General features: G+C 70.4%; 23 protein-coding genes and 1 pseudogene. 15 read left to right on the forward strand and 9 right to left on the reverse strand.

The features are described from left to right. From JHN45_RS32175 to JHN45_RS32195, 5 genes and pseudogenes are all read left to right on the forward strand, one after another. Positions 1-249: pseudogene (locus JHN45_RS32175) on the forward strand (MFS transporter); the annotation flags it as partial. Positions 250-422: 173 nt separating this feature from the next. Next, the gene (locus tag JHN45_RS32180) at positions 423-1295 is read left to right on the forward strand and encodes an ATP-binding cassette domain-containing protein (protein ID WP_201052319.1); all 873 of its coding nucleotides are present in this window, start codon (positions 423-425) and stop codon (positions 1293-1295) included. 20 nt (positions 1296-1315) lie between these two features. Further along, entirely contained in the window at positions 1316-1780 is a 465-nt protein-coding gene (locus JHN45_RS32185) for a DUF3574 domain-containing protein (protein WP_201052321.1), read from the forward strand. 98 nt (positions 1781-1878) lie between these two features. After that, positions 1879-3267, forward strand: coding sequence for an aldehyde dehydrogenase family protein (locus tag JHN45_RS32190; protein ID WP_201052323.1), 1389 nt, complete (start codon positions 1879-1881; stop codon positions 3265-3267). A 27-nt stretch (positions 3268-3294) separates the two neighbouring features. Continuing rightward, complete coding sequence (locus JHN45_RS32195) at positions 3295-4377, forward strand: Zn-dependent alcohol dehydrogenase (protein WP_201052325.1); 1083 nt, start codon at positions 3295-3297, stop codon at positions 4375-4377. 29 nt (positions 4378-4406) lie between these two features. Here the strand turns inward: JHN45_RS32195 and JHN45_RS32200 are convergent, their stop codons facing one another. Beyond that, entirely contained in the window at positions 4407-5351 is a 945-nt protein-coding gene (locus tag JHN45_RS32200; RefSeq protein ID WP_201052327.1) for a DMT family transporter, read from the reverse strand. A gap of 168 nt (positions 5352-5519) precedes the next feature. On the opposite strand from JHN45_RS32200, the gene JHN45_RS32205 reads away from it, so the two are divergent. After that, positions 5520-6452 (forward strand): acetamidase/formamidase family protein, encoded by a 933-nt coding sequence (locus JHN45_RS32205; protein WP_201052329.1) that lies wholly within the window; start codon positions 5520-5522, stop codon positions 6450-6452. Between the two features lie 101 nt (positions 6453-6553). Here JHN45_RS32205 and JHN45_RS32210 read toward each other — a convergent pair whose 3' ends face one another. Next, positions 6554-7192 (reverse strand): TetR/AcrR family transcriptional regulator, encoded by a 639-nt coding sequence (locus tag JHN45_RS32210; RefSeq protein WP_200714586.1) that lies wholly within the window; start codon positions 7190-7192, stop codon positions 6554-6556. Between the two features lie 107 nt (positions 7193-7299). On the opposite strand from JHN45_RS32210, the gene JHN45_RS32215 reads away from it, so the two are divergent. From JHN45_RS32215 to JHN45_RS32225, 3 genes are all read left to right on the forward strand, one after another. Next, positions 7300-8451 carry an acyl-CoA dehydrogenase family protein gene (locus JHN45_RS32215; protein WP_201052341.1) on the forward strand — a complete coding sequence of 384 codons (1152 nt, stop codon included), beginning with the start codon at positions 7300-7302 and terminating at the stop codon, positions 8449-8451. Between the two features lie 61 nt (positions 8452-8512). Next, entirely contained in the window at positions 8513-8758 is a 246-nt protein-coding gene (locus tag JHN45_RS32220) for a YiaA/YiaB family inner membrane protein (protein WP_019066249.1), read from the forward strand. Positions 8759-8831: 73 nt separating this feature from the next. Then, on the forward strand, positions 8832-9455 hold the full coding sequence (locus tag JHN45_RS32225; protein WP_200714584.1) for a TetR/AcrR family transcriptional regulator: 624 nt from the start codon (positions 8832-8834) through the stop codon (positions 9453-9455). A gap of 36 nt (positions 9456-9491) precedes the next feature. On the opposite strand, the gene JHN45_RS32230 is transcribed toward JHN45_RS32225, so the two are convergent. Further along, complete coding sequence (locus JHN45_RS32230) at positions 9492-9953, reverse strand: MaoC family dehydratase (protein ID WP_200714583.1); 462 nt, start codon at positions 9951-9953, stop codon at positions 9492-9494. 124 nt (positions 9954-10077) lie between these two features. On the opposite strand from JHN45_RS32230, the gene soxR reads away from it, so the two are divergent. Next, on the forward strand, positions 10078-10587 hold the full coding sequence (soxR, locus tag JHN45_RS32235; RefSeq protein ID WP_307783252.1) for a redox-sensitive transcriptional activator SoxR: 510 nt from the start codon (positions 10078-10080) through the stop codon (positions 10585-10587). Positions 10588-11202: 615 nt separating this feature from the next. On the opposite strand, the gene JHN45_RS32240 is transcribed toward soxR, so the two are convergent. The 3 genes from JHN45_RS32240 to JHN45_RS32250 all read right to left on the reverse strand — a co-directional run bounded on the left by JHN45_RS32240 (position 11203) and on the right by JHN45_RS32250 (position 14071). Further along, positions 11203-12270 (reverse strand): RNA ligase (ATP), encoded by a 1068-nt coding sequence (locus JHN45_RS32240; RefSeq protein ID WP_201052343.1) that lies wholly within the window; start codon positions 12268-12270, stop codon positions 11203-11205. Positions 12271-12357: 87 nt separating this feature from the next. After that, positions 12358-13071 (reverse strand): 3-keto-5-aminohexanoate cleavage protein, encoded by a 714-nt coding sequence (locus JHN45_RS32245; protein ID WP_200714580.1) that lies wholly within the window; start codon positions 13069-13071, stop codon positions 12358-12360. Positions 13072-13132: 61 nt separating this feature from the next. After that, positions 13133-14071 (reverse strand): hypothetical protein, encoded by a 939-nt coding sequence (locus tag JHN45_RS32250; RefSeq protein WP_307783253.1) that lies wholly within the window; start codon positions 14069-14071, stop codon positions 13133-13135. 238 nt (positions 14072-14309) lie between these two features. Here JHN45_RS32250 and JHN45_RS32255 point away from each other — a divergent pair, with 238 nt between their 5' ends. After that, on the forward strand, positions 14310-15101 hold the full coding sequence (locus JHN45_RS32255; RefSeq protein WP_201052346.1) for a G1 family glutamic endopeptidase: 792 nt from the start codon (positions 14310-14312) through the stop codon (positions 15099-15101). Between the two features lie 154 nt (positions 15102-15255). On the opposite strand, the gene JHN45_RS32260 is transcribed toward JHN45_RS32255, so the two are convergent. Further along, entirely contained in the window at positions 15256-15858 is a 603-nt protein-coding gene (locus JHN45_RS32260; protein ID WP_020684195.1) for a hypothetical protein, read from the reverse strand. A gap of 221 nt (positions 15859-16079) precedes the next feature. Here JHN45_RS32260 and JHN45_RS32265 point away from each other — a divergent pair, with 221 nt between their 5' ends. Further along, a complete protein-coding gene (locus JHN45_RS32265) occupies positions 16080-18863 on the forward strand; it encodes a penicillin acylase family protein (RefSeq protein ID WP_201052348.1) in 2784 nt (927 codons plus the stop codon). On the opposite strand, the gene JHN45_RS32270 is transcribed toward JHN45_RS32265, so the two are convergent. Both JHN45_RS32270 and JHN45_RS32275 read right to left on the reverse strand, forming a co-directional pair. Then, positions 18852-20225, reverse strand: coding sequence for a serine-threonine protein kinase (locus tag JHN45_RS32270; protein WP_201052350.1), 1374 nt, complete (start codon positions 20223-20225; stop codon positions 18852-18854). The two genes, JHN45_RS32265 and JHN45_RS32270, sit on opposite strands and share 12 nt — an antisense overlap. An 81-nt stretch (positions 20226-20306) precedes the next feature. Continuing rightward, positions 20307-21527, reverse strand: coding sequence for an exo-beta-N-acetylmuramidase NamZ domain-containing protein (locus JHN45_RS32275; RefSeq protein ID WP_201052352.1), 1221 nt, complete (start codon positions 21525-21527; stop codon positions 20307-20309). Between the two features lie 158 nt (positions 21528-21685). Here JHN45_RS32275 and JHN45_RS32280 point away from each other — a divergent pair, with 158 nt between their 5' ends. From JHN45_RS32280 to JHN45_RS32290, 3 genes are read left to right on the forward strand one after another with little or no spacing between them, the layout of a single operon-like run. Then, on the forward strand, positions 21686-22450 hold the full coding sequence (locus tag JHN45_RS32280; protein WP_200714574.1) for an SDR family oxidoreductase: 765 nt from the start codon (positions 21686-21688) through the stop codon (positions 22448-22450). Beyond that, positions 22447-24129, forward strand: coding sequence for a class I adenylate-forming enzyme family protein (locus tag JHN45_RS32285; RefSeq protein WP_201052354.1), 1683 nt, complete (start codon positions 22447-22449; stop codon positions 24127-24129). Before JHN45_RS32280 ends, JHN45_RS32285 begins: the two co-directional genes overlap by 4 nt. Before the next feature lie 26 nt (positions 24130-24155). After that, entirely contained in the window at positions 24156-24749 is a 594-nt protein-coding gene (locus JHN45_RS32290) for a TetR/AcrR family transcriptional regulator (RefSeq protein WP_200714572.1), read from the forward strand. Positions 24750-24752 lie beyond the last annotated feature (3 nt).

Raw genomic sequence — 24752 nt, forward strand, 5'->3', positions numbered from 1 at the left:
CAGGCCGCCCCCGACGACGCCCGCTCCACCGCCCTCGCGCTGCGCCTCACCGGCAACCGGCTCGGCCAGGTCGCCGCGCCCGCCGCCGCCGGTCTCGTCGCCGGAGTCGCGGGCGTGGCCGCCCCGTTCGTGATGCTCGGCGCGCTGCTGGTGCTCTCGGCGGGCGTCGCACTGCGCTCACCTGCGCGTACGTCCCGCGAGCGGGCCGGAGCACCCGACACCCCGAAGGCGCGCAACCGGGTCCGGTGAAGCGGGGCGCCCGCTGAACGCGATCGTCCGTTTTCTCACCTCCCGGACCGACCCGCCCGATCCCGTCCGGTCTCTTCCCCCCGGCGCGCACAATCCGTTAACTTCCGTGACTCACAAGCCTCGTACGACCCGTACGCGGTGATCCGATCGCGGAGCCCCCGGGGGCACTCGTCATGACACGCGCCATCTCCCTGCACGACGTGAGCAAGGCCTATGCGCGCGGCCCCCGCGTGGTGGACCGGTTGTCGCTGGACATCGCGCCGGGGGAGTTCCTCGTCCTGCTCGGGCCGTCCGGGTGCGGCAAGTCGACCGTGCTGCGCATGATCGCGGTCCTGCGCGGCGGGGTCCTCCAGCAGGTCGGCAGCCCCCGCTCGGTGTACGCGCTGCCCCGCAACGTCTTCGTCGCCGCCTTCATCGGCACCCCGCGCATCAACCTCCTGCGGGGCCTGGTCCGGGCCCCGTTGGACGGCGCGATGACCATCAGCCTCGGCAAGCAGTATCTGCGCCTGCCCGAACCCCTGTGCCTGGACCACCAGTTGCTCCGCGTCCAGCAGGGCCGCGAGGTCATCGTCGGCCTGCGCTCCGAGGCGATCCGTATCGCGAAGCCCGCCTCCGCCCGCCCCGGCGAGGTGGCGATCAGCGGCCTGGTCGAGCATGTGGAGTTCCAGGGCCACGAGGTCCTCGTCCACTTCAACACCGGCTCCCGGCCCGCCGTGGTACCGGAGTTGGAGGCCCCGCGCCCCACCCGCCCGGCCCGGCGCCGCCGACGCGAGGGCGGAGTCCTGGGCCGACTGCGGGAGCGAACAGGAGTGCTGCGCGCGGGCCCGGTCGTCGTACTCGACCACGCGGCGGACACGGAACCCGACCTCATCCCGCCCGAGGGCCGCCTCCCCGGCGACCTCGTCGTCCGCACCACCCCCGACATCCAGCTCCGCCACGGCATGCAGGTCCCGCTCCTCGTCGACATCGCCCACCTGTTCGTCTTCGACCAGCACGGCGAACGGATCTCCCCGGCTCCGGCGCGGCTGCCCGACCTGGACGAGTGACGACCGGTACGGATAGGTGCATGAACGTGCACCTCACCCGAAACCGGGCAGCCCTCGCGATCGCCGGCCTCCTCCTGGCCGCGGCAGCCCCGACCGCCTACGCCGGCCTCGACACGGAGACCTCTCCCGCGATCGCCCCCGCGCCGACGCGCGGAACGCCGTACGTCGAGACACAGCTCTTCTTCGGCACGGACCGGCCGGACGGCGGACCGGCCGTCACCGACCGGCAGTTCATGGCCTTCGTCGACAAGGAGGTCACCCCGGACTTCCCGGACGGGCTCACCGTGCAGAGCGGGCGCGGCCAGTGGCGGGACACGAACGGGAGGATCGAGAAGGAGCGGTCGTACGAGCTGATCCTGTTGTATCCGGTGACCGCGGCGGGGGCGGGCGACCGGAAGATCGAGGAGATCCGGCGGGCGTACGAGAAGGCCTTCGGGCAGGAGTCGGTGGGTCGGGTGGACGACCGGACCCGGGCCGATTTCTGACCCGGCCACGCACCCGTGACCGGGGGTCTCTGGCGCCGGAAAACTAACACCGCTAGTTTGTGAGGCGGACGACGCAGCCACACCCGGGAGGCAGCACGATGAAGGCACACGACGGCATGTACATCGACGGCGCCTGGCGCCCCGCCGCGAGCGGGGAGACCATCGACGTGGTGAACCCGGTCGACGAGCAGGTGATCGACCGCGTCCCGGCCGGCAACGCCGAGGACGTCGACACCGCCGTACGGGCCGCGCGTGCCGCCCTCCCGGGCTGGGCCGCCACCCCGCCCGCGCAACGCGCCGCGTTCCTGGGGGCGTTGAAGGACGTGCTCGTCTCCCGCAAGGACGAGATCGCCGAGACGGTCACCGCCGAACTGGGTTCCCCGCTCGCCTTCTCCCAGGCCGTCCACGCGGCCGTGCCGATCGCGGTCGCAGGCTCCTACGCCGAACTCGCCGCGACCCACGCCTTCGAGGAGAAGGTCGGCAACTCGACCGTCCACCAGGAGCCGATCGGCGTGGTCGGCGCGATCACCCCCTGGAACTACCCCCTCCACCAGATCGTCGCCAAGGTCGCCCCGGCGCTCGCGGCAGGCTGCACCGTCGTGCTCAAGCCCGCCGAAGACACCCCGCTCACCGCCCAGTTGTTCGCCGAGGCGGTCGACGAGGCGGGCATCCCGGCGGGCGTCCTCAACCTCGTCACCGGCCTCGGCCCGGTCGCGGGACAGGCCCTCGCCGAGCACCCGGGCGTCGACCTGGTCTCCTTCACCGGTTCCACGGCGGTGGGCCGCCAGATCGCCGCCACTGCGGGCGCCGCGATCAAGAAGGTCGCCCTCGAACTCGGCGGCAAGTCCGCCAACGTCATCCTCCCGAGCGCCGACCTCGCCAAGGCCGTCAACGTAGGCGTCGCCAACGTGATGTCCAACTCCGGCCAGACGTGCAGTGCTTGGACCCGCATGCTCGTCCACCGCGACCAGTACGACGAGGCGGTGCGGCTGGCCGCGACGGCCGCCGCGAAGTACGGCGACCGTATCGGCCCGGTCGTGAACGCCAAGCAGCAGGCAAGGGTGCGGAGTTACATCGAGAAGGGAGTGGCGGAGGGCGCGCGACTGGTGGCGGGCGGACTGGAACACCCGTCCCCGCAGGGCTACTTCGTCGCCCCGACCGTCTTCGCCGACGTGACCCCCGACATGACGATCGCGCAGGAGGAGATCTTCGGCCCGGTCCTGTCGATCCTCCCCTACGACGACGAGGACGACGCCGTGCGCATCGCCAACGGCACGGTCTACGGGCTGGCCGGTGCGGTGTGGGCCGGTGAGGAGGCGGAAGCGGTCGCGTTCGCGCGGAGGCTGGAGACCGGGCAGGTGGACATCAACGGCGGACGGTTCAACCCCCGTGCCCCGTTCGGGGGTTACAAGCAGTCGGGGGTGGGCCGGGAACTCGGCGCGCACGGGCTGGCCGAGTACCTCCAGACCAAGTCCCTTCAGTTCTGATCCCGTTGACCCGCTAGGAGGCCTCGCATGGTTCGCGCCGCCGTACTGCCCGCCGTGGGCGCTCCGCTGGAGATCGCCGAGATCGACCTCCCTGACCCCGGACCCGGCCAGGTCCGTGTCCGCCTCGCGGCCGCCGGGGTCTGCCACTCCGACCTGTCCCTGACCAACGGCACCATGCGCGTGCCGGTCCCGGCGGTCCTCGGCCACGAGGGCGCGGGCACGGTACTGGCCGTGGGGAAGGACGTCACCCACATCTCACCCGGTGACCCCGTAGTCCTCAACTGGGCCCCGTCCTGCGGCACCTGCCACGCCTGCACGCTCGGCGAGGTATGGCTCTGCGCCAACGCCCTCAACGGCGCCGCCGACGTCTACGCTCACCGCGCCTCCGACGGCAGCGACCTCCACCCCGGCCTGAACGTAGCCGCGTTCGCCGAGGAGACGGTCGTATCCGCAGCGTGCGTCCTGCCCCTCCCGGACGGAATCCCGCTGACGGACGCGGCACTTCTGGGCTGTGCCGTCCTCACCGGCTACGGCGCGGTGCACCACTCGGCGCAGGTGCGGGAGGGCGAGACGGTCGCGGTGTTCGGCGTCGGCGGAGTGGGTCTGTCGACGCTCCAGGCGGCCCGGATCGCGGGCGCCACGAAAATCGTCGCCGTCGATGTCTCCCCGGAGAAGGAGGAGTTGGCGCGCGCGGCCGGAGCGACGGACTACGTGGTCGCCTCCGAGAACACGGCCCGCGAGATCCGCGCCCTCACCGGAAAACAGGGCGTCGACGTCGCCGTGGAGTGCGTCGGCCGCGCGGTCACCATCCGCACCGCCTGGGAGTCCACCCGCCGGGGCGGCCGCACCACGGTCGTCGGCATCGGCGGCAAGGACCAGCAGGTCACCTTCAACGCCCTCGAACTCTTCCACTGGGGACGGACGTTGAGCGGCTGCGTCTACGGCAACTCCGACCCGGCGAAGGACCTGCCGGTACTCGCCGAACACGTGCGGGCCGGACGCCTCGACCTGGGAGCGCTGGTGACGGAACGGATCGGGCTGGAGGGGATTCCGGCCGCGTTCGAGAACATGATGGCGGGGAAGGGCGGCCGGGCGCTGGTGGTGTTCTGAACTGCCTTGCCCACGGGACCTGTTCGGACTTACGGGACCTGTTCGGGCTCCGGGTCGGTGGCGGTGGCGGCCGCCTGCTCCACCTGCGTCCTCGCGCGCGGGCGGGACCGCGACACCGCCACACCCGCGAGACACAGCACCCCGCCCGCCAGCGTGAGCAGCCCCGGGACCTCGCCGAGCGCGAGCCACGACATCAGGACGACCAGTGCGGGCACGGCGTACGTCGTCGCGCCCATGCGGCTGGCGGTCGTACGGGCGAGGGCGTAGGCCCAGGTGGTGAAGGCGAGGGCGGTCGGGAAGACGCCCAGGTAGACCATGTTGAGCGTGGCGGAGACGGGTGCGTCGGCCGCGTCCTGGACGAGCTGCCCCGCGAACGGCAGGCACAGCACCGCCCCGATCAGGCACCCGAACGTCGTCACCTGGAGCGCGCTGGCCCGGCCGAGGGCCGGCTTCTGGGCGACGACACCACCGGCGTACGCGACCGCCGCGAGCAGACACAGCACCACACCGAGCACGGACGAACCGCCCTCGCCCGACATCGACAGCCCCACGGTCACCGCACCGGCGAACGACACCGCCATGCCCGCGAGCAGCCGTGGCGGCATCGCGTCACCGAGCAGCCGTGAGCCGAGGAGGGCGATGAGGATCGGCCCGATGTTCACGACCAGGGCGGCCGTACCGGCGTCGACCTGCTGCTCGCCCCAGTTCAGGACGACCATGTAGAAGCCGAACCACAGCGCGCCCGAGATCGCGATCCCTCGCCACGCGGACCGGGGCGGCAGCCCTTCCCGCCGTACGAGACAGATCACGCTCAGCGTCAGCGCCCCGCTCGCCAGCCGCCCCAGGGCCAGGGCCCCCGGTGAGTAGGCGGCTCCGGCGCTTCGGATGGACACGAAGGCGGAGGCCCACAGCACGACGGTGACGACAGCGGCTGCGGCGGCGGTCGCTTCGGCGGGGCGGAGGGGTTTCTTCATGCCCCGAGGCTAGGTGGGGCGGGGAGGCGATGCTAGCGGAAATCGGACGGCAGGCTCGGGGTGCGGGCGTGATGCCTGTGAGGTCAGATTTATTGCCTGCGAGGCTTGACGTCGACTCGGTCGGAGGGGCAGAGTCCGGCACAAGTGCCGACAGGTGAGGACGGTCAGATGAGCCACCACCCCGTACCGAAGCGCGTGCATCGCCTGTGGTCGACCGAGCACGAACCCGTGCTGGAGGTCGAGGACGGCGACACCGTGTCGTTCGACCTCACCGAGGCGACGGACGGCCAGTTCGACCCGACGTCGACCGTCGACGCGGTCGCGGGCTTCGACTGGGACCGGGTCTATCCGCTGGCCGGGCCCATCGTGGTCAGGGACGCCGAACCGGGCGACGTACTGGAGGTGGAGTTTCTCGAACTGCGGTCGGTGGACTGGGGTTGGACGGCCGTACTCCCCGGACTCGGCCTGCTCAGCGAGGACTTCCCCGACGCGCATCTGCACCTGTGGGACCTGAGCGGGGGAGCCACGGCCAACTTCCTCGACGTGGCCGACATCCCAATCCGCCCTTTCTGCGGGGTAGTTGGGGTCTGCCCGGACACGACCGAGCCCCAAAGCGTCCTGCCCCCGGGCCACTTCGGCGGCAACGTGGACTGCAAGGATCTGGTCGTAGGCACCAAGCTCTACCTCCCGGTCCAGGTACCCGGCGCCCGCCTCAGCCTCGGCGACCCCCACGCGGCCCAGGGCGACGGGGAGTTGTGCGTGAGCGCGATCGAGGCGTCCCTGTCGGGTGCGGCCCGCATCCGCCTCCACAAGGGCCGCCGCATCGCGGCCCCCCAGTTCGAAACGGCGGGCCCTCTCCGCACCGACACCGACCGCGCCGGCCACTACGCCACGATGGGTGTCGCTCCGGATCTCATGAGGGCGGCCCAGGACGCGACCCGCGCCATGATCGACCACCTCGGCACCCGCTACGGCCTCGCCCCGATCGACGCATACGTCCTGTGCAGCGTGGCGGTGGACCTGAGGATCACAGAGGTGGTGGACGCTCCCAACTGGGTGGTGTCGGCGTACCTGCCGAAGGCGATCCTGCGAGCTTCTTGAGAAGCATTGCCTTTCAGGGGCGCGGGGCTGTATCGATGTGCGGCTCCGCCGCGTGGGCGCGACCAGCCCCAACGCACCCGCACCCGGCAAACCGCGAAACCCTACCTACCTGTCACTTCCGAGAACTGCCCCGCCAACCCGTCCAGCAACGCGGCCAACCCCACCTCGAAAGCCCGCTCATCAACCTTCTCCTGCTGCTCAGCGAGAAGATGCGCTTGCCCAAGATGCGGATAGTCGGCAGGGTCGTACGCACTCTCGTCGTCCACGAACCCCCCGGCGAACGACCCCAACGCCGACCCCATGATGAAGTACCGCATCAACGCCCCGATCGACGTGGCCTGCGCAGGCGGCCACCCCGCCTCCACCATCCCGCCGTACACCGCGTCGGCGAGCCGCAACCCCGCCGGCCGCCGCCCCGGCCCGGTCGCGAGCACCGGCACGATGTTCGGGTGGTCCCGCAGCGCGGACCGATAGGACACGGCCCAGTCGTGCAGCGCGGTACGCCAGTCGCGGCCGTCCTCGAACATCGACAGGTCGACCTGCGCGCTCACCGAGTCCGCGACCGCCTCCAGGATCTGGTCCTTCGTGCGGAAGTGGTTGTAGAGCGAGGGCCCGCTCACCCCCAGCTCGGCGGCGAGCCGGCGCGTGGAGACGGCCGCCAGCCCTTCCGAGTCCACCAGCATGCGAGCCGTCTCGACGATCCGGTCGGTACTGAGGAGGGGCTTGCGCGGTCGGGCCATGGCGCACATAGTAGGGCTGCGAGAGTCAAACTAGCAGTGCTAATTTAAATGTGCAGTAGTCAATGTGCAGCAGTCGGTGTACGGCCTTCCACTTGGGGTGACGCGCGATGGACCTGGGACTGAGCGAGGAGCAGGAAGCCGTACGGCGGCTCGCCAAGGACTTCGTGGACCGCGAGATCGCCCCGCACGTCATCGCCTGGGACCGGGCCGAGGAGGTCGACCGGTCGATCGTGAAGAAGCTCGGCGGGGTCGGCTTCCTGGGGCTGACCATCGACGAGGAGTACGGCGGCTCGGGCGGCGACCACCTCGCGTACTGCCTGGTCACCGAGGAACTCGGCCGCGGCGACTCCTCCGTGCGCGGCATCGTCTCCGTGTCGCTGGGGCTCGTCGCCAAGTCGATCGCGGCCTGGGGGAGCGAGGAGCAGAAGCGGCGCTGGCTGCCGGGGCTCACCTCCGGCGAGTACGTCGGCTGCTTCGGTCTCACCGAACCCGGCACCGGTTCCGACGCCGGCAACCTCACCACTCGCGCGGTCCGCGACGGCGACGACTACGTCGTCAACGGCACCAAGATGTTCATCACGAACGGCAGTTGGGCCGATGTGGTGCTGCTCTTCGCCCGCTCGACCGACGCCCCCGGCCACAAGGGCGTCTCCGCCTTCCTCGTGCCCACCGACACCCCCGGCCTGACCCGCCGCACCATCCACGGCAAGCTCGGCCTGCGCGGCCAGGCCACCGCCGAGCTGGTCCTCGACAACGTCCGTGTCCCCGCCTCCGCGATGCTCGCCCCCGAGGGCAAGGGCTTCTCCGTCGCGATGTCCGCGCTGGCCAAGGGGCGGATGTCGGTCGCGGCGGGCTGCGTCGGCATCGCCCAGGCCGCGCTCGACGTGGCGGTCCGCTACGCCGGTGAGCGCGAGCAGTTCGGCAAGCCCATCGCCCACCACCAGCTCGTCCAGGAACTCATCAGCGACATCGCCGTGGACGTCGACGCGGCCCGGCTGCTGACCTGGCGGGTCGCCGACCTCATCGACCGAGGCCTCCCTTTCGCCACCGAGTCCTCCAAGGCCAAGCTCTTCGCCTCGGAGGCGGCCGTGCGCGCCGCCAACAACGCGCTCCAGGTCTTCGGCGGCTACGGCTACATCGACGAGTACCCGGCCGGGAAGCTGCTGCGCGACGCCCGTGTGATGACCCTCTACGAGGGCACCAGCCAGATCCAGAAACTGCTCATCGGGCGTGCGCTGACGGGTGTTTCGGCTTTCTGAGTACGGGAGTTGAGTATCCGTACGGATACCGGGACGGCCGTAGGAGCGGACGCTTGTCCCCATGAGCGAAGCATCGGGCAAACCGCAGAACACGGCCGCCTTCTACGGCCAGGCCGTCGCGTCCTTCTCCGTCGCCATCGCGGCGACCGCCATCGGCATCTTCAAGCTGCAGGCCGACGCCTGGGTGCGGGCCTTCCTCGCGATCGCCGTCCTGTATCTGGTCACCTCCTCGTTCACCCTCGCCAAGGTGATCCGGGATCGGCAGGAGGGGGCGCGCGGCACCTACAACCCGTTCGAAAAGCTCTGAGCGGGGAGACTAAGCGCTCGCTCAGGTTCGGCGGTATGGTGGAGCCCTTGTCATCGAGAGGGGCTTACGAGCGATGAGTACGGCGGAGGAGACGACCGCGGGCGACCCGCAGGCCTGGGCAGAGGTCACGCCCGACGCGGCCCGGCGGCTGCTGATCGCCGCCGTGGAGGCCTTCGCCGAGCGCGGCTACCATGCGACGACCACCCGGGACATCGCGGGCCGCGCCGGGATGAGCCCGGCCGCGCTCTACATCCACTACAAGACCAAGGAAGAGCTGCTCCACCGGATCAGCAGGATCGGCCACGAGAAGGCCCTCGACATCCTGCGGACGGCGGCGGCGCGCGAGGGCAGCGCCGCCGAGCGGCTCGCGGACGCGGTGAGCTCGTTCGTGCGCTGGCACGCGGGCGGTCGTACCACCGCGCGGGTCGTGCAGTACGAACTCGACTCGCTCGGGCCGGACGCCCGCGCCGAGATCCTCGCGCTGCGCCGGCAGGTCGACGCCGAGGTGCGCGGGATCGTCGAGGACGGGGTCGCGGACGGCTCCTTCGACGTGCCGGACGTGAAGGGCACGACCCTCGCGATCCTGTCGCTGTGCATCGACGTGGCGCGCTGGTTCAGCCTCGACGGACCCCGGACGCCCGACGAGGTCGGCGCGCTGTACGCCGACCTCGTGCTGCGGATGGTGGGGGCCGACTAGCCGTCGTAGCGCGGGAGTTGGCCGCTCAGGGGTGGTTCAGAGGTAGTAGCGCGACACCGACTCGGCGACGCACACCGGCTTGTCGCCGCCCTCGCGCTCCACGGTGAAGGCGACGGTGACCTGGACGCCGCCCGGGACGTCGTCGACACCGGTGATCGTCGCGGTGGCGCGCAGCCGGGAGCCGACCGGGACCGGGGCGGGGAAACGGACCTTGTTCGTCCCGTAGTTGACGCCCATCTTCACGTCCTCGACCTTGATCAGCTGCGGTCCGAAGAGGGGGAGCAGCGACAGGGTGAGGTAGCCGTGCGCGATGGTCGTCCTGAAGGGACCGGCCGCCGCCCTCTCCGGGTCCACGTGGATCCACTGATGGTCGCCCGTCGCGTCCGCGAACAGGTCGATCCGCTTCTGGTCCACCTCCACCCAGTCGGTGTACCCCAACTGCTCGCCGACCGCCGCCCGCAGGTCGTCGACGGAGGTGAAGATCCTCGGCTCTGCCATGTCCCGGCCTCTCACGTCATCCAGCTCATGTGTTTCGCCATGTCTAAGCAACTGCTTAGCATGGTCGTATGCCGGGCCGCTGTCAACGGAACACCTGTGCCGGTGGATGGGTAGGGTTCGAGGGGTGCCCCAGATTCCCGAGAAGATCCACGAGCTGACCGTCGGCCAACTCGCCGCGCGCAGCGGTGCCGCCGTCTCCGCCCTGCACTTCTACGAGGCCAAGGGTCTGATCAGCAGCCGCCGCACCACGGGCAACCAGCGCCGGTACACCCGTGACACCCTGCGCCGGGTCGCTTTCGTGCGGGCCGCCCAGCGCGTCGGCATCCCGCTGGCCACCATCCGCGAGGCGCTCGCCGAACTCCCCGAGGAGCGCACCCCGACCCGCGAGGACTGGGCCCACCTCTCCGAGGCTTGGCGCTCCGAACTCGACGAACGCATCAAGCAGCTCAACCGCCTCCGCGACCACCTCACCGACTGCATCGCCTGCGGCTGCCTCTCCCTGGCCACCTGCGTCCTGTCCAACCCGGACGACGTGATCGGCGAACGGGGCGCGGGTTCCCGCCTGATGCCGGAACCGGGCACACGCAGGCCTCGGGGCGGGGCGACGGGGCCCGGCCCCGGGGAGCGCGACTGACCGGCGCGTGCACCGGCCGGCCCGCGCACGGCGACGAACGAACGGTTCGCGCGCCGGCCGCCATGCGCACCGCGCCGAGGGGTGTGTGCGCTAGCTGTCACATGCACCGCGCCGAGGGTTTCGTGCGTCGGCCGTCGCCCCGGCAGTGCGCCGAGGGCCCGGAGCGCCGGCCGCTGCACGCACCGAGCGAAGGCCTCCCGCGCAGGCGTCACCTGTGCCGCGCCGGGCGTCTCGGGCGCCGACCTTCACGCGCACCGCGCCGGGGGCTTCGCCCGCCGCCGTGTGACCCGTATCGTGCCGAGGGTTTCGCAGTTCGGCCGCCACGCACACCATGCCGGGGCCTGAGCGTGCCGAGGCGACGGCCGTATCGGGCCGGGGTTTCGCGTGTCGGGCTGTCACCCGTACCCCGGCTGGGGCTTTGCGTGTCGGGCTGTCACCCGTACCCCGGCTGGGGTTTCGCGTGTCGGGCTGTCACCCGTACCCCGGCCGGGGCTTTGCGCGTCGGGCTGTCACCCGTACCCCCGCTGGGGCTTTGCGTGTCGGTTGTCACGCGCACCCCGGCGGGGGTTTTACGCGTCGGTGTCCTGCGCACCCCGCCGGGGTCGCGCCCAGGCGTCACTCGTACTCCGTGCCGCCCTTCCGTGTCAGGTACGCGGCGCTCACAGCCTTGGCGATCGCCCGGCCGCCGGTCACCTGGCTGTAGCGTTCCACGGTCGGGCGGATCACGACGCCCTCCCGCAGGTGCAGTTCCCGGCCGGACACGGTCTCCCGGCCGGTCGCGATCTTCAGCACCTGCCCGATGTCGTACGGTCCCTCGTGCAGTCGGGGCACCAACGGCAGCTCTCCGTCAAGGAGTTCGGCCGTGTTCAGCCAGCGCACCGTTCCGTCGATCTCGGCGGAGACGTCGAACACGGCGTATCCGAGCGTGGCGCGTCGGCCGTCGGCGCCGTAGGTGAGGTCCTGCACGCCCGCGCCGTAGACCTCGCCGAAGATTCCGATCCGGCGCGCGCCGAGCCGTTCGGCGAGGCGGGCGGCGGCTTCGGGGACGGAGTGGCCGCGGATCGCCCGCCAGTACAGGTTGCGTGGATCCTCCTTCAGGGCAAGGGACTTGGCGCCGAAGCCCTTCGAGGAGACCTGGACGCGGCCGTCCTCGGCGAAGTAGGTGAGGAGGCAGGCCGAGCCGTGCAGTTTCTCGGTCAGGACCACAGCCTCGCCCGGTTCGAATATCCCGGGAAACCGCTGGATGTTCTCGATGTCCACCCAGGGCAGCAGATCGGGCGCGGACTCGACCTCTCCGGACATGGTGGGCGGGATCGGCGGTACCCACTTGGTGATGCCGAGCAGTTCCGCGAAGTCGGTGCCGTCCAGGGCGGCCCGGGCCAGATCCACGTCCGCGAGAGCCTGGGGTCGGCACACGATGCCCTGCGAGAGCTCGCCGCGCAGGCGTACCGCCTTGACCCGGTCGGCGTTGCTCCCCGCGAGGCGTCCGGTCAGCCCCAACTCCTCGATCAGCGTGGCCGGGAGCACGGACTGCTCGGGGATGTAGACGGCGGTGTCGCCGGTGCGGTACGCGCCCTTGGCGACGACGGCCCGGTACAGACCGACCTGGGCCAGTTCGAGGGCGTCGGCGTTCGGGTGTTCGTGGACGGTCAGCACTTCGGCGGTGACGCGCAGCGTCGACATCGGGACTCCTCGGGGTTCCTCAGCTGTGTTTCATCGCTCCCAACTGTCCTCAATACGAAACGGGTTGAGCGAGGGGAATATCGGCTGCTACGGCCGGCGTCGAACCAACGCCTCGGCGACCAACTGGGCGTTGGACAGCGCCCGTTCGCCGTCCGGCAGGAACAGGGTGTCCTCCAGGCCGATCCGGGTCGCGAGTCCCAGCCGTCCCGCGAGCCGGAGCACGGGCCAGGTGCCGCCCTCCTCACCGTGCAGCAGAATCGGGCGGCCGTGGTCGGTGGCCAGCCCGGCGAGGAGGGCCTGCGCGGACGCCTCCGCCGTGTCCGCGTCCGGGTCGGTCACCTCCGCGAGGACCCGCAGCACCTTCGAGCGGAGCGGTGAGGCGGCGAAGCGGGCGGCGCCGTCCGTGCCGGACCAGATCCCGGCCTCCACGCCGACACCCCGGTCCAGCAGTACCGCCGCGACCTCCTCGGCGCCCGGCTCGTGCCAGTTGACCGAGGCGTGGTCGGGCAGCACGGTCCAGCCGCGCACCCGCTCCAGCCGGGCGGCGGGGTCCGGCTCGGCCCAGGCGCCGGTGGTCACCCCGACCGGCACGGTCACCCGTGCCCGTATCGCGTCCAGCGTCACCGCGAGGACGCGCGGCGACAACGTGTCGTCCCCGCAAGGGGACTTGGGGTGGAGGTGGACATCAGTGGCCCCCGCCGCGACGGCCTCCACCGCGGCATCGGCCAACGCCCCGGGCGAGACCGGCACCATCCAGCCGTCGGCGGCCCCTCGGGCCCCGTTGAGACAGACCTGCACCATGCCTCGATGGTGCCACCCACCACTGACAACGCCTGCCCGTCGGCCAGAGGTCCCCTCCCCCTCAGTCCCACACCCACCGGATCCCGACCCGGCAGGGCCCCACGCCCAACGCCACCGCGTGCACCGACCCGGACGCGTCCACCCGTAGCCGTTGCTCCCTGGGCCGCGCGGTGCCGGCGTGGGAGTCGAGGCCGTTCGTTCGGAACGAGTAGCACGCGCGCGGGAGTGCCCCCTTCGCGAACCGGACCTCCAGGAGGTGTTCGCGCATCGGCACGTGAATGGTCGTCTCGGCGCGCAGGGAGTACGGGGGCGGGTTCCGGTGCTCCACCGTGTAGTCGACGATCACGGTCTCGCCGCGGGCCAGCGGGCGGTCGAAGAGCAACTCGGCCGCGACCAGCCCCTCGGCGGGCAGTTCGACGACCGTGCCCAGCCGGGCCGGGGCCGCCAGGCGGAACCGCGGCAACGGGCCGGGCGCGTCGAGGCGGTACAGGGCGATCCAGCGGTCCGCGCCGTCCGCCTCGGCGCGCAGCAGCCGGCGGCTGGTCATGGAGCGGACGCTGCGGTCGGCGGCCACGTCGACCCGGTTGTGGCAGCTGAGCCGGGTCAGGCTGTCGTCCCAGCGGGTGTCGAGCGCGGCGAGGGTGGCGGTGAGGTCGCGGTGGTCCGACCAGACCCGGGCCAGATCCGGGTGGTCGCCGACCGGTGGCAGCCAGCGGCCCCGGGGCCGGGGTGGGCCGAGCAGTCCGGTGAGCGCACCGGGCGGCAGCCGTAGGACATCTTCCAGGACGGTCAGGGCCGCCAACGACCGTTGGCGTTCGGGCTGGTAGCGCCCGGACTGCCAGGAGCTGAGCGTCGCCGAGGCCACCGGTGTACCGCGGCGCAGCAGCCGGTCCTGGATGCGGTCCAGGCTCAGCCCGCTGGCCGCGATGGCCGCGCGCAAGGCCTCGTGGAACGGCATCGCCCCGGTTCGGGACGTCGCGTACTCCGGTCTGGAAGTCACGTACTCCAGCTCAAGTCAGGGCTGTCGTGGGGCGGAAGACCGTTTCCCTGAAGTTTGGTCAGTCTTGCCCGGTGATTGATCAAATTTGAATGAACCTGTCAGATTTCTCAGTTGTTGCGCCGTCAATTCCCTCAAGACTGAAGAGGCTTGACCGTCTTGCCATGTTCATGAGGCCTCGCGGAAGCTGCTGTTCACTGCCGTCACGGCAGCCCCCCACCCCCTCGAATGACGGAGAGTCATGTCCCCGAGATCTTCCGCCGGGTTCGTTCTCGTCACCGCCGCAGCCCTCACCGCCGCCCTGGCCACGCCCTCGCTGGCGGCCTCGAACACCCCCGCCCAGCTCACCCAGGCCATAGCGAGCCACGAGAGTCACACCCTGCGCGGGCTCGCGCAGCCCGGCAAGGTCAATGCCACCGTCTCGTCCACCAACTGGTCCGGCTACGCGGCCACCGGCTCGACCGGCGCCTACACATCGGTGACCTCGGCGTGGACCCAGCCGACCGTCACCTGCGGCTCGGCCACCACGTACTCGTCGTTCTGGGTCGGCCTCGACGGGTACAGCAACTCCGCGCTGGAGCAGACCGGTACGGAAGCCGACTGCATCGGCGGCAAGGCCACCTACGGCGCCTGGTGGGAGGTGCTGCCCGCCTCCGAGAGCGCGTACTCCGGTGTCACCGTCAAGGGCGGCGACAAGTTCACCGCGACCGTGACCTACACCGGCTCCACCTTCACCATGACCCTCGCCGACTCCACCGAGGGCTGGACCAAGACCACCACGCACGCGGGCTCGTCCGGCTTCAAGAACGCCTCCGCCGAGGTCATCGCCGAGGCCCCCGAGGTCGGCGGCTCGGTCGCGAGCCTCGCGAACTTCGGCACCGTGACCTTCACCGGCGCCAAGACGAACGGCAGCAACCTGGACACCTACTCGCCGAACGAGATCGTCATGACGAAGAGCAGCAGCTCCGCCGTACGGGCGCAGCCGGGCTCGATCTCCGGCGGAAGTTTCGCCGACGTCTGGAAGGCCAGCTGACGTCGGCCGACACCTGCGGCGCACCACTTCGGGGCTGTCGACGGATCGCCGTCGGCAGCCTCGGCCGTTGCGGGAGCAAGGGCAAACCGGCTTGCTCAAAAGGGGGTGCGGCATCCCCGGCGCACCCCTGGCGCCCTTCTTCGTTCGCCCCGGTTCAGGCCGACATGAGCAGCCGTCCGCGCCTGGCGTAGGCCAGGGCCTCGGGCGTGAGCACCGGACGCGGGACGACGATGCCGCAGTCCGTGCAGACCGGGCCCGAGGAGGGTTCGTGGGCCAGGTCGTACTTCCACAGGAGGCGCTCCCCGGCGCACACCGGGCACACGGAACCCGGTTCGCGCTCCAGGGCGGCGATCAGCCGTCGCAGCACCTCGGCCAGTGGTTCATGGGGGTGGAGTCGGGGGTCGTCGCACCAGGCGACACCGAAGCCGCCCCAGGTCAGCCGGTGCCAGTCGTCCACGGTACCCGGGCGGCGGAGCCCGTCGTGCTTCTCCTTCTTGCGGCGTTCGGCGAACCCGACCTCATAGGCGAGCCAGACCTTGCGCGCTTCCTCCAGCTCGTCCAGTGCGGCCACGAGCCGCGCCGGGTCGGGGGAGCGGTCCTCGGGTCCGAACCCGGCCCGGGAGCTCAAGTGGTCCCAGGTCGCCCTGTGCCCATAAGGGGCGAACCGCTCAAGGCACTTGCGCAGCGAGTAGCGCCGCAGCGCCAGATCGCATCGAGGGTCTCGCACCTGTCTCGCCAGACTCCGGAAACCGGCCATCGCCCTGCACCTCCGTCACACCTGCACCTGTACTTCGGTCACCTCGGCGTCGTCGTACGGACGTCGCCGAATAGACGTATCGACAAGCGATTTGGCTCCATCCGATTTCCGATGGCCCCCATAAGCCGCTCCTGCTCATCCAAAACTTGACGCATGTTCATCTTCAATCCCGGGGATACCGGCGGTAACGTCCGGCCACACCCCCGTCGGTAGGAGCCGCCATGCCTCGGCGCACCCCACGTAACTTGCTCGACAGACTGAGAACTCCCGGCAGATTCCCCGGGTTCCTGAAGGCCGCATCCGTATGCGCCCTCATTGCCGCCCTTTTGTCTCCTCTTGCCCAGGGAACGGCGACCGCCGCGACCGCCTCGAACGACTACTGCGGCGGCCAGTGCTCGGACATCCTCCCGGCCGGCGAGAACGGCAACGCGACCCTTGCCCAGATCCTCCTGAACCAGGCCTTCGGTTCCCAGCCCGCGCACGCCGAGGATCAGCTCGGCCCCTACGCCAACCTGGCCACGGGCGCCTCCACGCTGACCGACGCGAAGATCAACACCTTCTTCAACGACGCCTCGTTCGGGGTCCCCGCCGCCAACGTCGCCTCGACCGAGAGCCCCAGTGGCCGCACCGATGTGACCATCGTCCGCGACAAGGCGACCGGTGTGCCGCACATCACAGGCACCACGCGCTACGGCACCGAGTACGGCGCCGGATACGCGGCGGCCGAGGACCGGCTGTGGCTGATGGACGTCTTCCGGCACGTGGGACGCGGCCAGCTCACCACCTTCGCGGGCGGCGTCGCCTCCAACCAGGGTCTTGAGCAGGAGTTCTACCGCAACGCCCCCTACACCGAGGCCGAGCTGCAGTCCCAGATCGACAACGCCGTCGCCAACAACGGCGCCCGCGGCCAGCAGGCACTCGCCGACGCCAACGCCTATCTGGCCGGCATCAACGCCTACATCGACGCCTCGGACAGCGGCCGTTACTTCCCCGGCGAGTACGTCCTCACCGGCCACAAGGACTCGATCACCAACGCCGGCACGATCGACCACTTCAAGATCACCGACCTGGTCGCGCTGGCCTCCGTCATCGGCACCCTGTTCGGCTCCGGCGGCGGCGGCGAGGTCAACAACGCCATGTCGCTGCTCGCCGCCCAGGAGAAGTACGGCGTGGAACAGGGCACCAAGGTCTGGGAGTCCTTCCGCGAACGCAACGACCCCGAGGCCGTGCTCACCGTCCACAACGGCGAGAGCTTCCCCTACGGCACCAAGCCCACCACCGCCGCGGGCGAGGCCCTGCCGGACGCCGGTTCGGTGACGACCGAGCCACTCGTCTACGACGCCACGGGCACCGGAGCCGACCAGAGCGCCACCGCCGCCTCCGCCGCGGCGACCGCCACCGCCCTCAGCTCCGCCAAGCGCGGGATGTCCAACGCCCTTGTGGTGAGCGGCAAATACACCGCGAGCGGCCACCCCATAGCCGTCTTCGGACCCCAAACGGGCTACTTCGCACCCCAGTTGCTCATGCTCCAGGAGATCCAGGGCCCGGGCATCAGCGCCCGCGGCGCCTCCTTCGCCGGTCTGAGCATGTACGTCGAACTCGGCCGCGGCCAGGACTACTCGTGGTCCGCGACCACCTCCGGCCAGGACATCATCGACACCTACGCCGTCGAACTCTGCCAGGACGACTACCACTACCTGTTCCACGGCACCTGCACCGCCATGGAAGAGGTCCAGCAGACGAACTCCTGGAAGCCCACCACGGCCGACGGCACCGCCGCCGGGTCGTACACCATGAAGGTGTGGAAGACCGAGTACGGACCCGTCGAGTACCGGGCGACCGTCGGCGGCAAAAAGGTCGCCTACACCACCCTGCGCTCGTCCTACATGCACGAGGCCGACTCGATCATCGGCTTCCAGATGCTGAACGACCCCGACTACGTGAAGAGTCCTCAGACCTTCCAGACGGCCGTGCAGCACATCAACTACACGTTCAACTGGTTCTACGCCGACTCCCAGCACACCGCGTACTACAACAGCGGCAACAACCCGGTGCGGGCCAGCGGTGTCGATCCCGAGTTCCCGGTCTGGGCGCAGGCCGCCTACGAGTGGCAGAACTGGGACCCCACCACCAACACCTCCGACTACACCCCGGCCTCCGCGCACCCCAACTCCATCGACCAGGACTACTACATCTCCTGGAACAACAAACAGGCCCTCAACTACACGACGGCCAGCTGGGGCGACGGGTCCGTCCACCGGGGCAACCTCCTCGACGACCGGGTGAAGAAACTCATCGCGGCCGGCGGGGTGACCAGATCCTCGCTGGTGAAGGCCATGTCGGACGCCTCGCTCACCGACCTGCGGGCCGAGGACGTGCTGCCCGACCTGCTGAAGGTCGTCACCAGCAGTACGGTCACCGACACCACCGCGGCGGCGGCCGTCACCAAGCTGCAGACCTGGCTGACCGCGGGCGGCAAGCGCACCGAGACCTCGGCCGGGTCCAAGACCTACGCCAACGCCGACGCCATCCGGATCCTGGATGCCTGGTGGCCGCTGCTGGTGAAGGCCGAGTTCCAACCCGGCCTCGGTGACGACCTGTACACGGCCTTCACCAAGAACCTGTACATCGACGAGACCCCGTCCGCCGCCCACGGCCCGACCGGGTCGCACGCCGGCAGCTCCTTCCAGTACGGCTGGTGGAGCTACGTCGACAAGGACATCCGGTCGGTGCTCGGACAGACCGTGTCGGGACCGCTCGCCGAGCAGTACTGCGGCGGCGGCAGCCTCAGCGCCTGCCGGGACATCCTCATCAGCACCCTGAAGACGGCGGCCGGCACCACCGCGGCCACCGTCTACCCCGGGGACTCCCTGTGCTCGGCGGGCGACCAGTGGTGCGCCGACTCGATCGTCCAGCGCACCCTGGGCGGCATCAAGCACTACAACATCAGTTGGCAGAACCGGCCCACCTTCCAGCAAGTGGTGGAGTACACGTCACACCGGTGACGCCGTAGCGGCGGTGGGCCGGCCGATCCGGCCCGCCGCCAGCACCACCCGGGCCAGTTCAGGGTGCACGATGTCGCTGTGTGCTCCCATAGGAGCGCCGCCGTGACACACCACCGCACAGGCGTCGACGTTCACACAACCCGACGTCGGCAGCGGTGAGTCGAGCGCCTCGGCCAGCGTCAGCGCCTGGGTGCCGGGCACCGCCCGCACCCCGTCGTGACCCATCGCGCCCCACTTCTCGCCCAGCACCCGGTCGATCTCGAACGCGGCGAACGAGCAGTCGTCGTCCGCCATCCGCGAGGCCAGCGGGTAGATCGTGCCGAGCGCCGAGTCGAAGTGCGAGTAGCAGCACACCAACGGCCCGTCCACGCGGTTCTGTTGACCTTGCAGCACGCCCCCGGTGCGCGGGTCGTCCGGCAGCCGGGACGCGAACGCGTAGTGCGAGAAGGCCCCTTGGAGCAGCGTCACCGACTTGACCGAATGCACCCCCTCGGGCAGACCCCGTAGCGCGAACGACACCAGGCGCCCGCCGAAACTGTGCCCCACGAGATGCACCCGCACCTCCGGCGCCACCCCCGCGAGCCGCCCGATCGCCGGACCGAGTCCCCGCTCGCCGACCGTGCCCGCACGCCGCTTCATCGCGTAGTACGCCGCCTGCCGCAGCAGCTCCCGCGCCCCCTTCCACGGGTTAGGCAGCGTGAACTCCGCGGTGGCACCCGGTGGTTGGGGCGACGCGAGATGCTCCAGGGCCTGCGCGAACTGGTCGCAGACCTCGGCCGTGCAGCCGACGGCGAGCATCCGCGGCCCGTCCTGCGGCGACCCCTCCGCGAGCGTGTCCGCGCCGAACTGCGCCTGCGGCCCGGGCGGCACCACCTCCACGAGGGTGCGTACCAGCCGCCCGAACTCCTCCAACTCGGCGTCCTGGGCGGGCTGTTGGTCCAGCATGCGGGCGATCTGGTCGATCAGCGTCGCGTTGCCCGGGAAGGCGTCGAGGAGCGTGTGCCGGGTGGCGTCGTCGAGCACCGGAGCCGCCGGGAGCGCCGTCGGCGCGGCCACGGCGGCCGGTGTGTGCGGGAAGTTCGGGATCGGCTGGTCCGGGAACTCCATCGATGGCCAGATCACGCCCACGTACCCGATGCGGGCCTTCGGCGCGAGCTTCGGAATCGGTGCGAAGAAGCGGCTGTAGAGCTTCGTGGCACCGGCGCGTTGACTGTTCCAGCCGTGCGAGAACACGATCAGGTCACCGACCCCGCGCTGCCGCACCTCGCGCAGCAGCCGATCGCGTTCCCCCTGGTCGACGTCTCCGTCGGCGTCGAAGGTCAACTCCCAGTACGGGCTCACACTCATCGCCGGATCCGCCATGACCGGCCTCCTCGTCCCCCGGAGTGGCTCAATGTGGGCGCATCGTCCCGCTACCGGTGAAGATTGGCCATACGTCACGAGTCACTTGTAGAGGAGATATTCAGTTCGAATCCCCCGGAACACCCTCAACTCCTCCTGCCACTGCGCCACCACGTCGTCGGTGCCCGCGCCCGCGTCGATTGCCGTACGCACCCGCGCGGACCCGGTGAGGTCGTCGATCCAGTGGTCCGAGCGCCAACGGAAGCCGCTCCAGACCTTCTTGGCGGTCACCAGCAGCGCGATCCCGGTGCGCACGGGGTCGAACACGGCCCGGTCGTGCACATGGATCTGCACACCACCGACCGTCTTCCCCTGGAACTTGGAGAACGTCGGCGCGAAGTAGGCCTCCCTGAAGTGCACGCCGGGCAGGGCGAGTTGATTCACCGCAGCCGCCCAACGGCCGTCGACGCCCTCCGCGCCGAGCAGTTCGAAGGGGTGGGTGGTGCCGCGCCCCTCGGACAGGTTCGTCCCCTCGAAGAGACACGTCCCCGAGTACACGAGGGCGGTGTCCGGTGTCGGCATGTTGGGGCTCGGCGGCACCCACGGCAGCGACCAGGCGTCGTAGAACTCCGACCGCTTCCAGCCGGTCATCAGTACGGTCTCCAGGGGTACCGGTTTCGTGAGGTACTCCCCGTTGAACAGCCGGGCCAGCTCCGCCACCGTCATCCCGTGCGCCTGCGCGATCGGCTGCCGGCCGACGAAGGTCGCGAACTCCCGGTGCAGGACCGGGCCTTGGGCAGCACGGCCGGTCACCGGGTTCGGGCGGTCGAGCACGACGAAGCGTTTGCCGGCGAGCCGGGCCGCCTCCATGCAGTCGTACAGGGTCCAGATGTAGGTGTAGAAGCGGGCGCCCACGTCCTGGATGTCGAAGACGACGGTGTCGACGGCGGAGGTCTTGAAGATGTCGGCGAGTTGCCGACCGCTCTTCGAGTACGTGTCGTAGACGGGGAGTTCGGTGGCCGGGTCGGTGGGGCGGCCTTCGGAGCCGCCTGCCTGCGCGGTGCCTCGGAAGCCGTGTTCGGGGCCGAAGACCGCGGTGAGGTTCACGTGGGGGCTGGCGTGCATGACGTCGACGATGTGGTGGGTGTCTCTGGTGACGCCGGTGGGGTTGGTGACGATCCCGATGCGTTGGCCGCCGAGCTGGGCGTAGTCGTGTGCGGTGAGTTGTTCGAAGCCGGTGCGCAGTGCGGTTTTCTTGGGTGGTGCCGGAGTGAGGGTTGCCGCCGGGGTTGCTGCCAGGAGGGTTCTTCTGGTGAGGGGCATGTCGGCACGTTATGGGCTATTGCGTGTGGTTTGTCGGCTGCGGGCTGTGTGTGCTTGCTCGCGCCGTTCCCCGCGCCCCTAAGAGAATCCGCCCTTCCGGTGTTACATACCGACCGGTTAGTCTGGCTGGGCAGTGGAGCCGCAGTCGAAGGAGACCGATGGTGGAAGCCGTTCAGGGTGCCGGGGTAGTCGTCACGGGGGCCGGGGGTGGCATCGGTGCTGCGCTCGCGCGGCGGTTCGCCGCCGAGGGGGCTCGGGTCGTCGTCAACGACCTGGACGGTGATCGTGCGAAAGCCGTCGCCGACGAGATCGGCGGGATCGCCGTGCCGGGGGACGCCTCCGCCGTTGTCGGTGAGGCCCGGGACGCGCTCGGTGGCACCGTCGACATCTACTGCGCCAACGCCGGGCTCGGCTCCGGTGGGTCCGAAGCCGCCGGTGAGCAGGTGTGGGCGCAGGCCTGGGACGTCAACGTGATGGCCCATGTGCGGGCGGCGGAGGCGTTGATTCCGGGGTGGCTGGAGCGGGGGAGCGGGCGGTTCGTGTCCACCGTGTCGGCCGCGGGGCTGCTCACCATGATCGGAGCCGCGCCCTACAGCGTGACCAAGCACGGTGCGTACGCCTTCGCCGAGTGGCTGTCGCTGACGTACCGGCACCGTGGGATCAAGGTCCACGCCATCTGTCCGCAGGGCGTCCGTACCGACATGCTGGCCGCCACCGGCACTGCGGGCGACCTGGTGCTGAAGCCGACCGCGATCGAGCCCGACGCCGTGGCGGACGCGCTGATGGCGGGGATCGAGGAGGACCGCTTCCTGATCCTGCCGCACCCCGAGGTCGCCGGGTACTACCAGCACAGGGCCACCGAACCGGACCGCTGGCTGACCACCATGAACCACATCCAGCAGAAGTGGGAGGCCGGCGAGTGACCGACTCCCGCTATGCCGCCCGGCCCTGGGTCGGCCTGCTCAACGAGGCCCAGCGAGGGCCGATCACTCCCGACGACTCGCTGGTGCACGCCCTGCGACGCGTTGTCGCCGAGACGCCCGACCGCACCTTCCTCACCTACTTCGACGGCCGGCTCAGCTATCGCGAGGTCGACGAGCTGAGCGACTCCGTCGCCGGGTACCTGGCCGCGCGGGGGCTTGAGCACGGTGACCGGGTCGCGATCCTGCTCCAGAACTCGCCGCACTTCGTGCTCGCTCTGCTCGGTGCCTGGAAGGCGGGCGCGATCGTCGTGCCCGTCAACCCTATGTACAAGTCGGGGGAGGTCGGTCACGTCCTGCGGGACGGCGAGGTCGCCGCGCTGATCTGTTCCGATCGCGCGTGGGAGTCCTATCTGCGCGAGACCGCGGCTGCCGCCGAGGAGAGCGGGTCGCCGGTACGGACCGTGCTCACTGCGTGTGAGTTGGATTTCCAGACTCGCGACGACGCGCGCGTGCTCACCTTCGAGCGGCTTCCGCAGGCCGAGGACGCGGCCGATCTCGTGGTCGTCGCCAAGGAGGGGCGCACGGCGCCCGACGTGCCCGCCCCGGTGCCCTCCGACATCGCGCTGATCAGCTACACCTCGGGGACGAGCGGTACCCCGAAGGGCGCCACCAACACCCACGGCAACATTCTCTACAACGCCGAACGGCAGCGCACCGGGCTGGGACTGCCTGACCCGCCCGTGTACTTCGCGATGGCGCCGCTGTTCCACATCACCGGGATGGTGTGCCAGCTCGGTGCCTCGCTCGTCAGCGGGGGCTCGCTGGTGCTGGCGTACCGCTTCGAGGGCGGAGTCGTGCTCGACGCGTTCGCCGAGCACAAGCCGCACTACACGGTCGGCCCGTCCACCGCCTTCATGGCGCTCGCCGCGCACCCGGCCGTCACCCGCGAGCACTTCGCGTCCTTCCGGAACATCTCCTCCGGCGGCGCGCCGGTACCGCCCGCCCTGGTCGAGAAGTTCCGGGCCGGCTTCGGGCCGTACATCCGCAACGGCTACGGCCTCACCGAGTGCACCGCGCCCTGCGCCTCCGTGCCGCCCCAGCTGGAGGCGCCCGTCGACCCCGCGTCCGGGACGCTGGCCGTTGGCGTACCGGGACCCGACACCGTCGTACGGATCCTCGACGACCAGGGCGACGAGGTCCCCTTCGGGGAGCAGGGCGAGATCGTCGTACGCGGGCCGCAGGTCGTGCCCGGGTACTGGCGGCGCCCCGAGGCCACCGCCGAGACCTTCCCGGACGGTGAACTGCGCACCGGCGACATCGGGTTCATGGACACCGAGGGCTGGCTGTACGTCGTCGACCGCAAGAAGGACATGATCAACGCGTCCGGCTTCAAGGTGTGGCCGCGCGAGGTTGAGGACGTGCTGTACACCCACCCGGCGGTGCGCGAGGCGGCCGTCGTCGGGGTGCCCGACGGGTACCGGGGCGAGACAGTGAAGGCGTACATCAGTCTCCGTCCGGGCGCCGAAACCGACCCCGATGAATTCGCCGTGTACTGCAAGGAGAGACTGGCCGCCTACAAATACCCGCGCCAGGTGGAGATCCTGCCCGAGCTGCCGAAGACGGCAAGTGGGAAGATCCTCCGGCGGGAACTGCGTTCCCGGTCGCACGACAGCGAGTGAACACCTAGGAAAGGCAGGTGGCGGCAGTGCCCAGGACGACCGACGGAGACGGGGCTCCCGTCCCGCAGCGGCTGCTGGCCGCCGCCACCCGGCTCTTCGCCGAGCAGGGCTACGACCGCACCTCGGTGCAGGAGATCGTCGAGGCCGCGGGGGTCACCAAGGGGGCGCTCTACCACTACTTCGGCTCCAAGGACGACCTCCTGCACGAGGTGTACGCGCGCGTGCTGCGCGTTCAGATGGAGCGCCTGGAGGTGTTCGCGGGCGCCGACGAGCCGGTCGAGAAGCGACTGCGGGCGGCTGCGGCCGACGTCGTGGTGACGACCATCGACAACCTCGACGACGCGTCGATCTTCTTCCGGTCCATGCACCATCTGAGCCCGGAGAAGAACAAACAGGTGCGCGCCGAGCGCCGCCGCTACCACGAGCGCTTCCGCGCGCTCGTCGAGGAGGGCCAGCGCGAGGGCGTCTTCTCCACGGCGACCCCGGCGGACCTCGTCGTCGACTACCACTTCGGCTCGGTCCACCACCTGTCGACGTGGTACCGGCCGGGCGGTCCGCTCAGCCCGCAGGAAGTCGCCGACCACCTCGCGGATCTGCTGCTGCGGGCACTGCGCCCCTGACAC

Origin of the sequence: Streptomyces sp. MBT53, from assembly GCF_016654115.1 — a bacterium.
Classification (GTDB): Bacteria; Actinomycetota; Actinomycetes; order Streptomycetales; family Streptomycetaceae; genus Streptomyces.

Coding starts and splice junctions, on each gene's coding strand:
- JHN45_RS32180 (WP_201052319.1), top strand. CDS start 423: ATGACACGCGCCATCTCCCTGCACGACGTGAGCAAGGCCTATGCGCGC.
- JHN45_RS32185 (WP_201052321.1), top strand. CDS start 1,316: ATGAACGTGCACCTCACCCGAAACCGGGCAGCCCTCGCGATCGCCGGC.
- JHN45_RS32190 (WP_201052323.1), top strand. CDS start 1,879: ATGAAGGCACACGACGGCATGTACATCGACGGCGCCTGGCGCCCCGCC.
- JHN45_RS32195 (WP_201052325.1), top strand. CDS start 3,295: ATGGTTCGCGCCGCCGTACTGCCCGCCGTGGGCGCTCCGCTGGAGATC.
- JHN45_RS32200 (WP_201052327.1), bottom strand. CDS start 5,351: ATGAAGAAACCCCTCCGCCCCGCCGAAGCGACCGCCGCCGCAGCCGCT.
- JHN45_RS32205 (WP_201052329.1), top strand. CDS start 5,520: ATGAGCCACCACCCCGTACCGAAGCGCGTGCATCGCCTGTGGTCGACC.
- JHN45_RS32210 (WP_200714586.1), bottom strand. CDS start 7,192: ATGGCCCGACCGCGCAAGCCCCTCCTCAGTACCGACCGGATCGTCGAG.
- JHN45_RS32215 (WP_201052341.1), top strand. CDS start 7,300: ATGGACCTGGGACTGAGCGAGGAGCAGGAAGCCGTACGGCGGCTCGCC.
- JHN45_RS32220 (WP_019066249.1), top strand. CDS start 8,513: ATGAGCGAAGCATCGGGCAAACCGCAGAACACGGCCGCCTTCTACGGC.
- JHN45_RS32225 (WP_200714584.1), top strand. CDS start 8,832: ATGAGTACGGCGGAGGAGACGACCGCGGGCGACCCGCAGGCCTGGGCA.
- JHN45_RS32230 (WP_200714583.1), bottom strand. CDS start 9,953: ATGGCAGAGCCGAGGATCTTCACCTCCGTCGACGACCTGCGGGCGGCG.
- JHN45_RS32240 (WP_201052343.1), bottom strand. CDS start 12,270: ATGTCGACGCTGCGCGTCACCGCCGAAGTGCTGACCGTCCACGAACAC.
- JHN45_RS32245 (WP_200714580.1), bottom strand. CDS start 13,071: ATGGTGCAGGTCTGTCTCAACGGGGCCCGAGGGGCCGCCGACGGCTGG.
- JHN45_RS32255 (WP_201052346.1), top strand. CDS start 14,310: ATGTCCCCGAGATCTTCCGCCGGGTTCGTTCTCGTCACCGCCGCAGCC.
- JHN45_RS32260 (WP_020684195.1), bottom strand. CDS start 15,858: ATGGCCGGTTTCCGGAGTCTGGCGAGACAGGTGCGAGACCCTCGATGC.
- JHN45_RS32265 (WP_201052348.1), top strand. CDS start 16,080: ATGCCTCGGCGCACCCCACGTAACTTGCTCGACAGACTGAGAACTCCC.
- JHN45_RS32270 (WP_201052350.1), bottom strand. CDS start 20,225: ATGGCGGATCCGGCGATGAGTGTGAGCCCGTACTGGGAGTTGACCTTC.
- JHN45_RS32275 (WP_201052352.1), bottom strand. CDS start 21,527: ATGCCCCTCACCAGAAGAACCCTCCTGGCAGCAACCCCGGCGGCAACC.
- JHN45_RS32280 (WP_200714574.1), top strand. CDS start 21,686: ATGGTGGAAGCCGTTCAGGGTGCCGGGGTAGTCGTCACGGGGGCCGGG.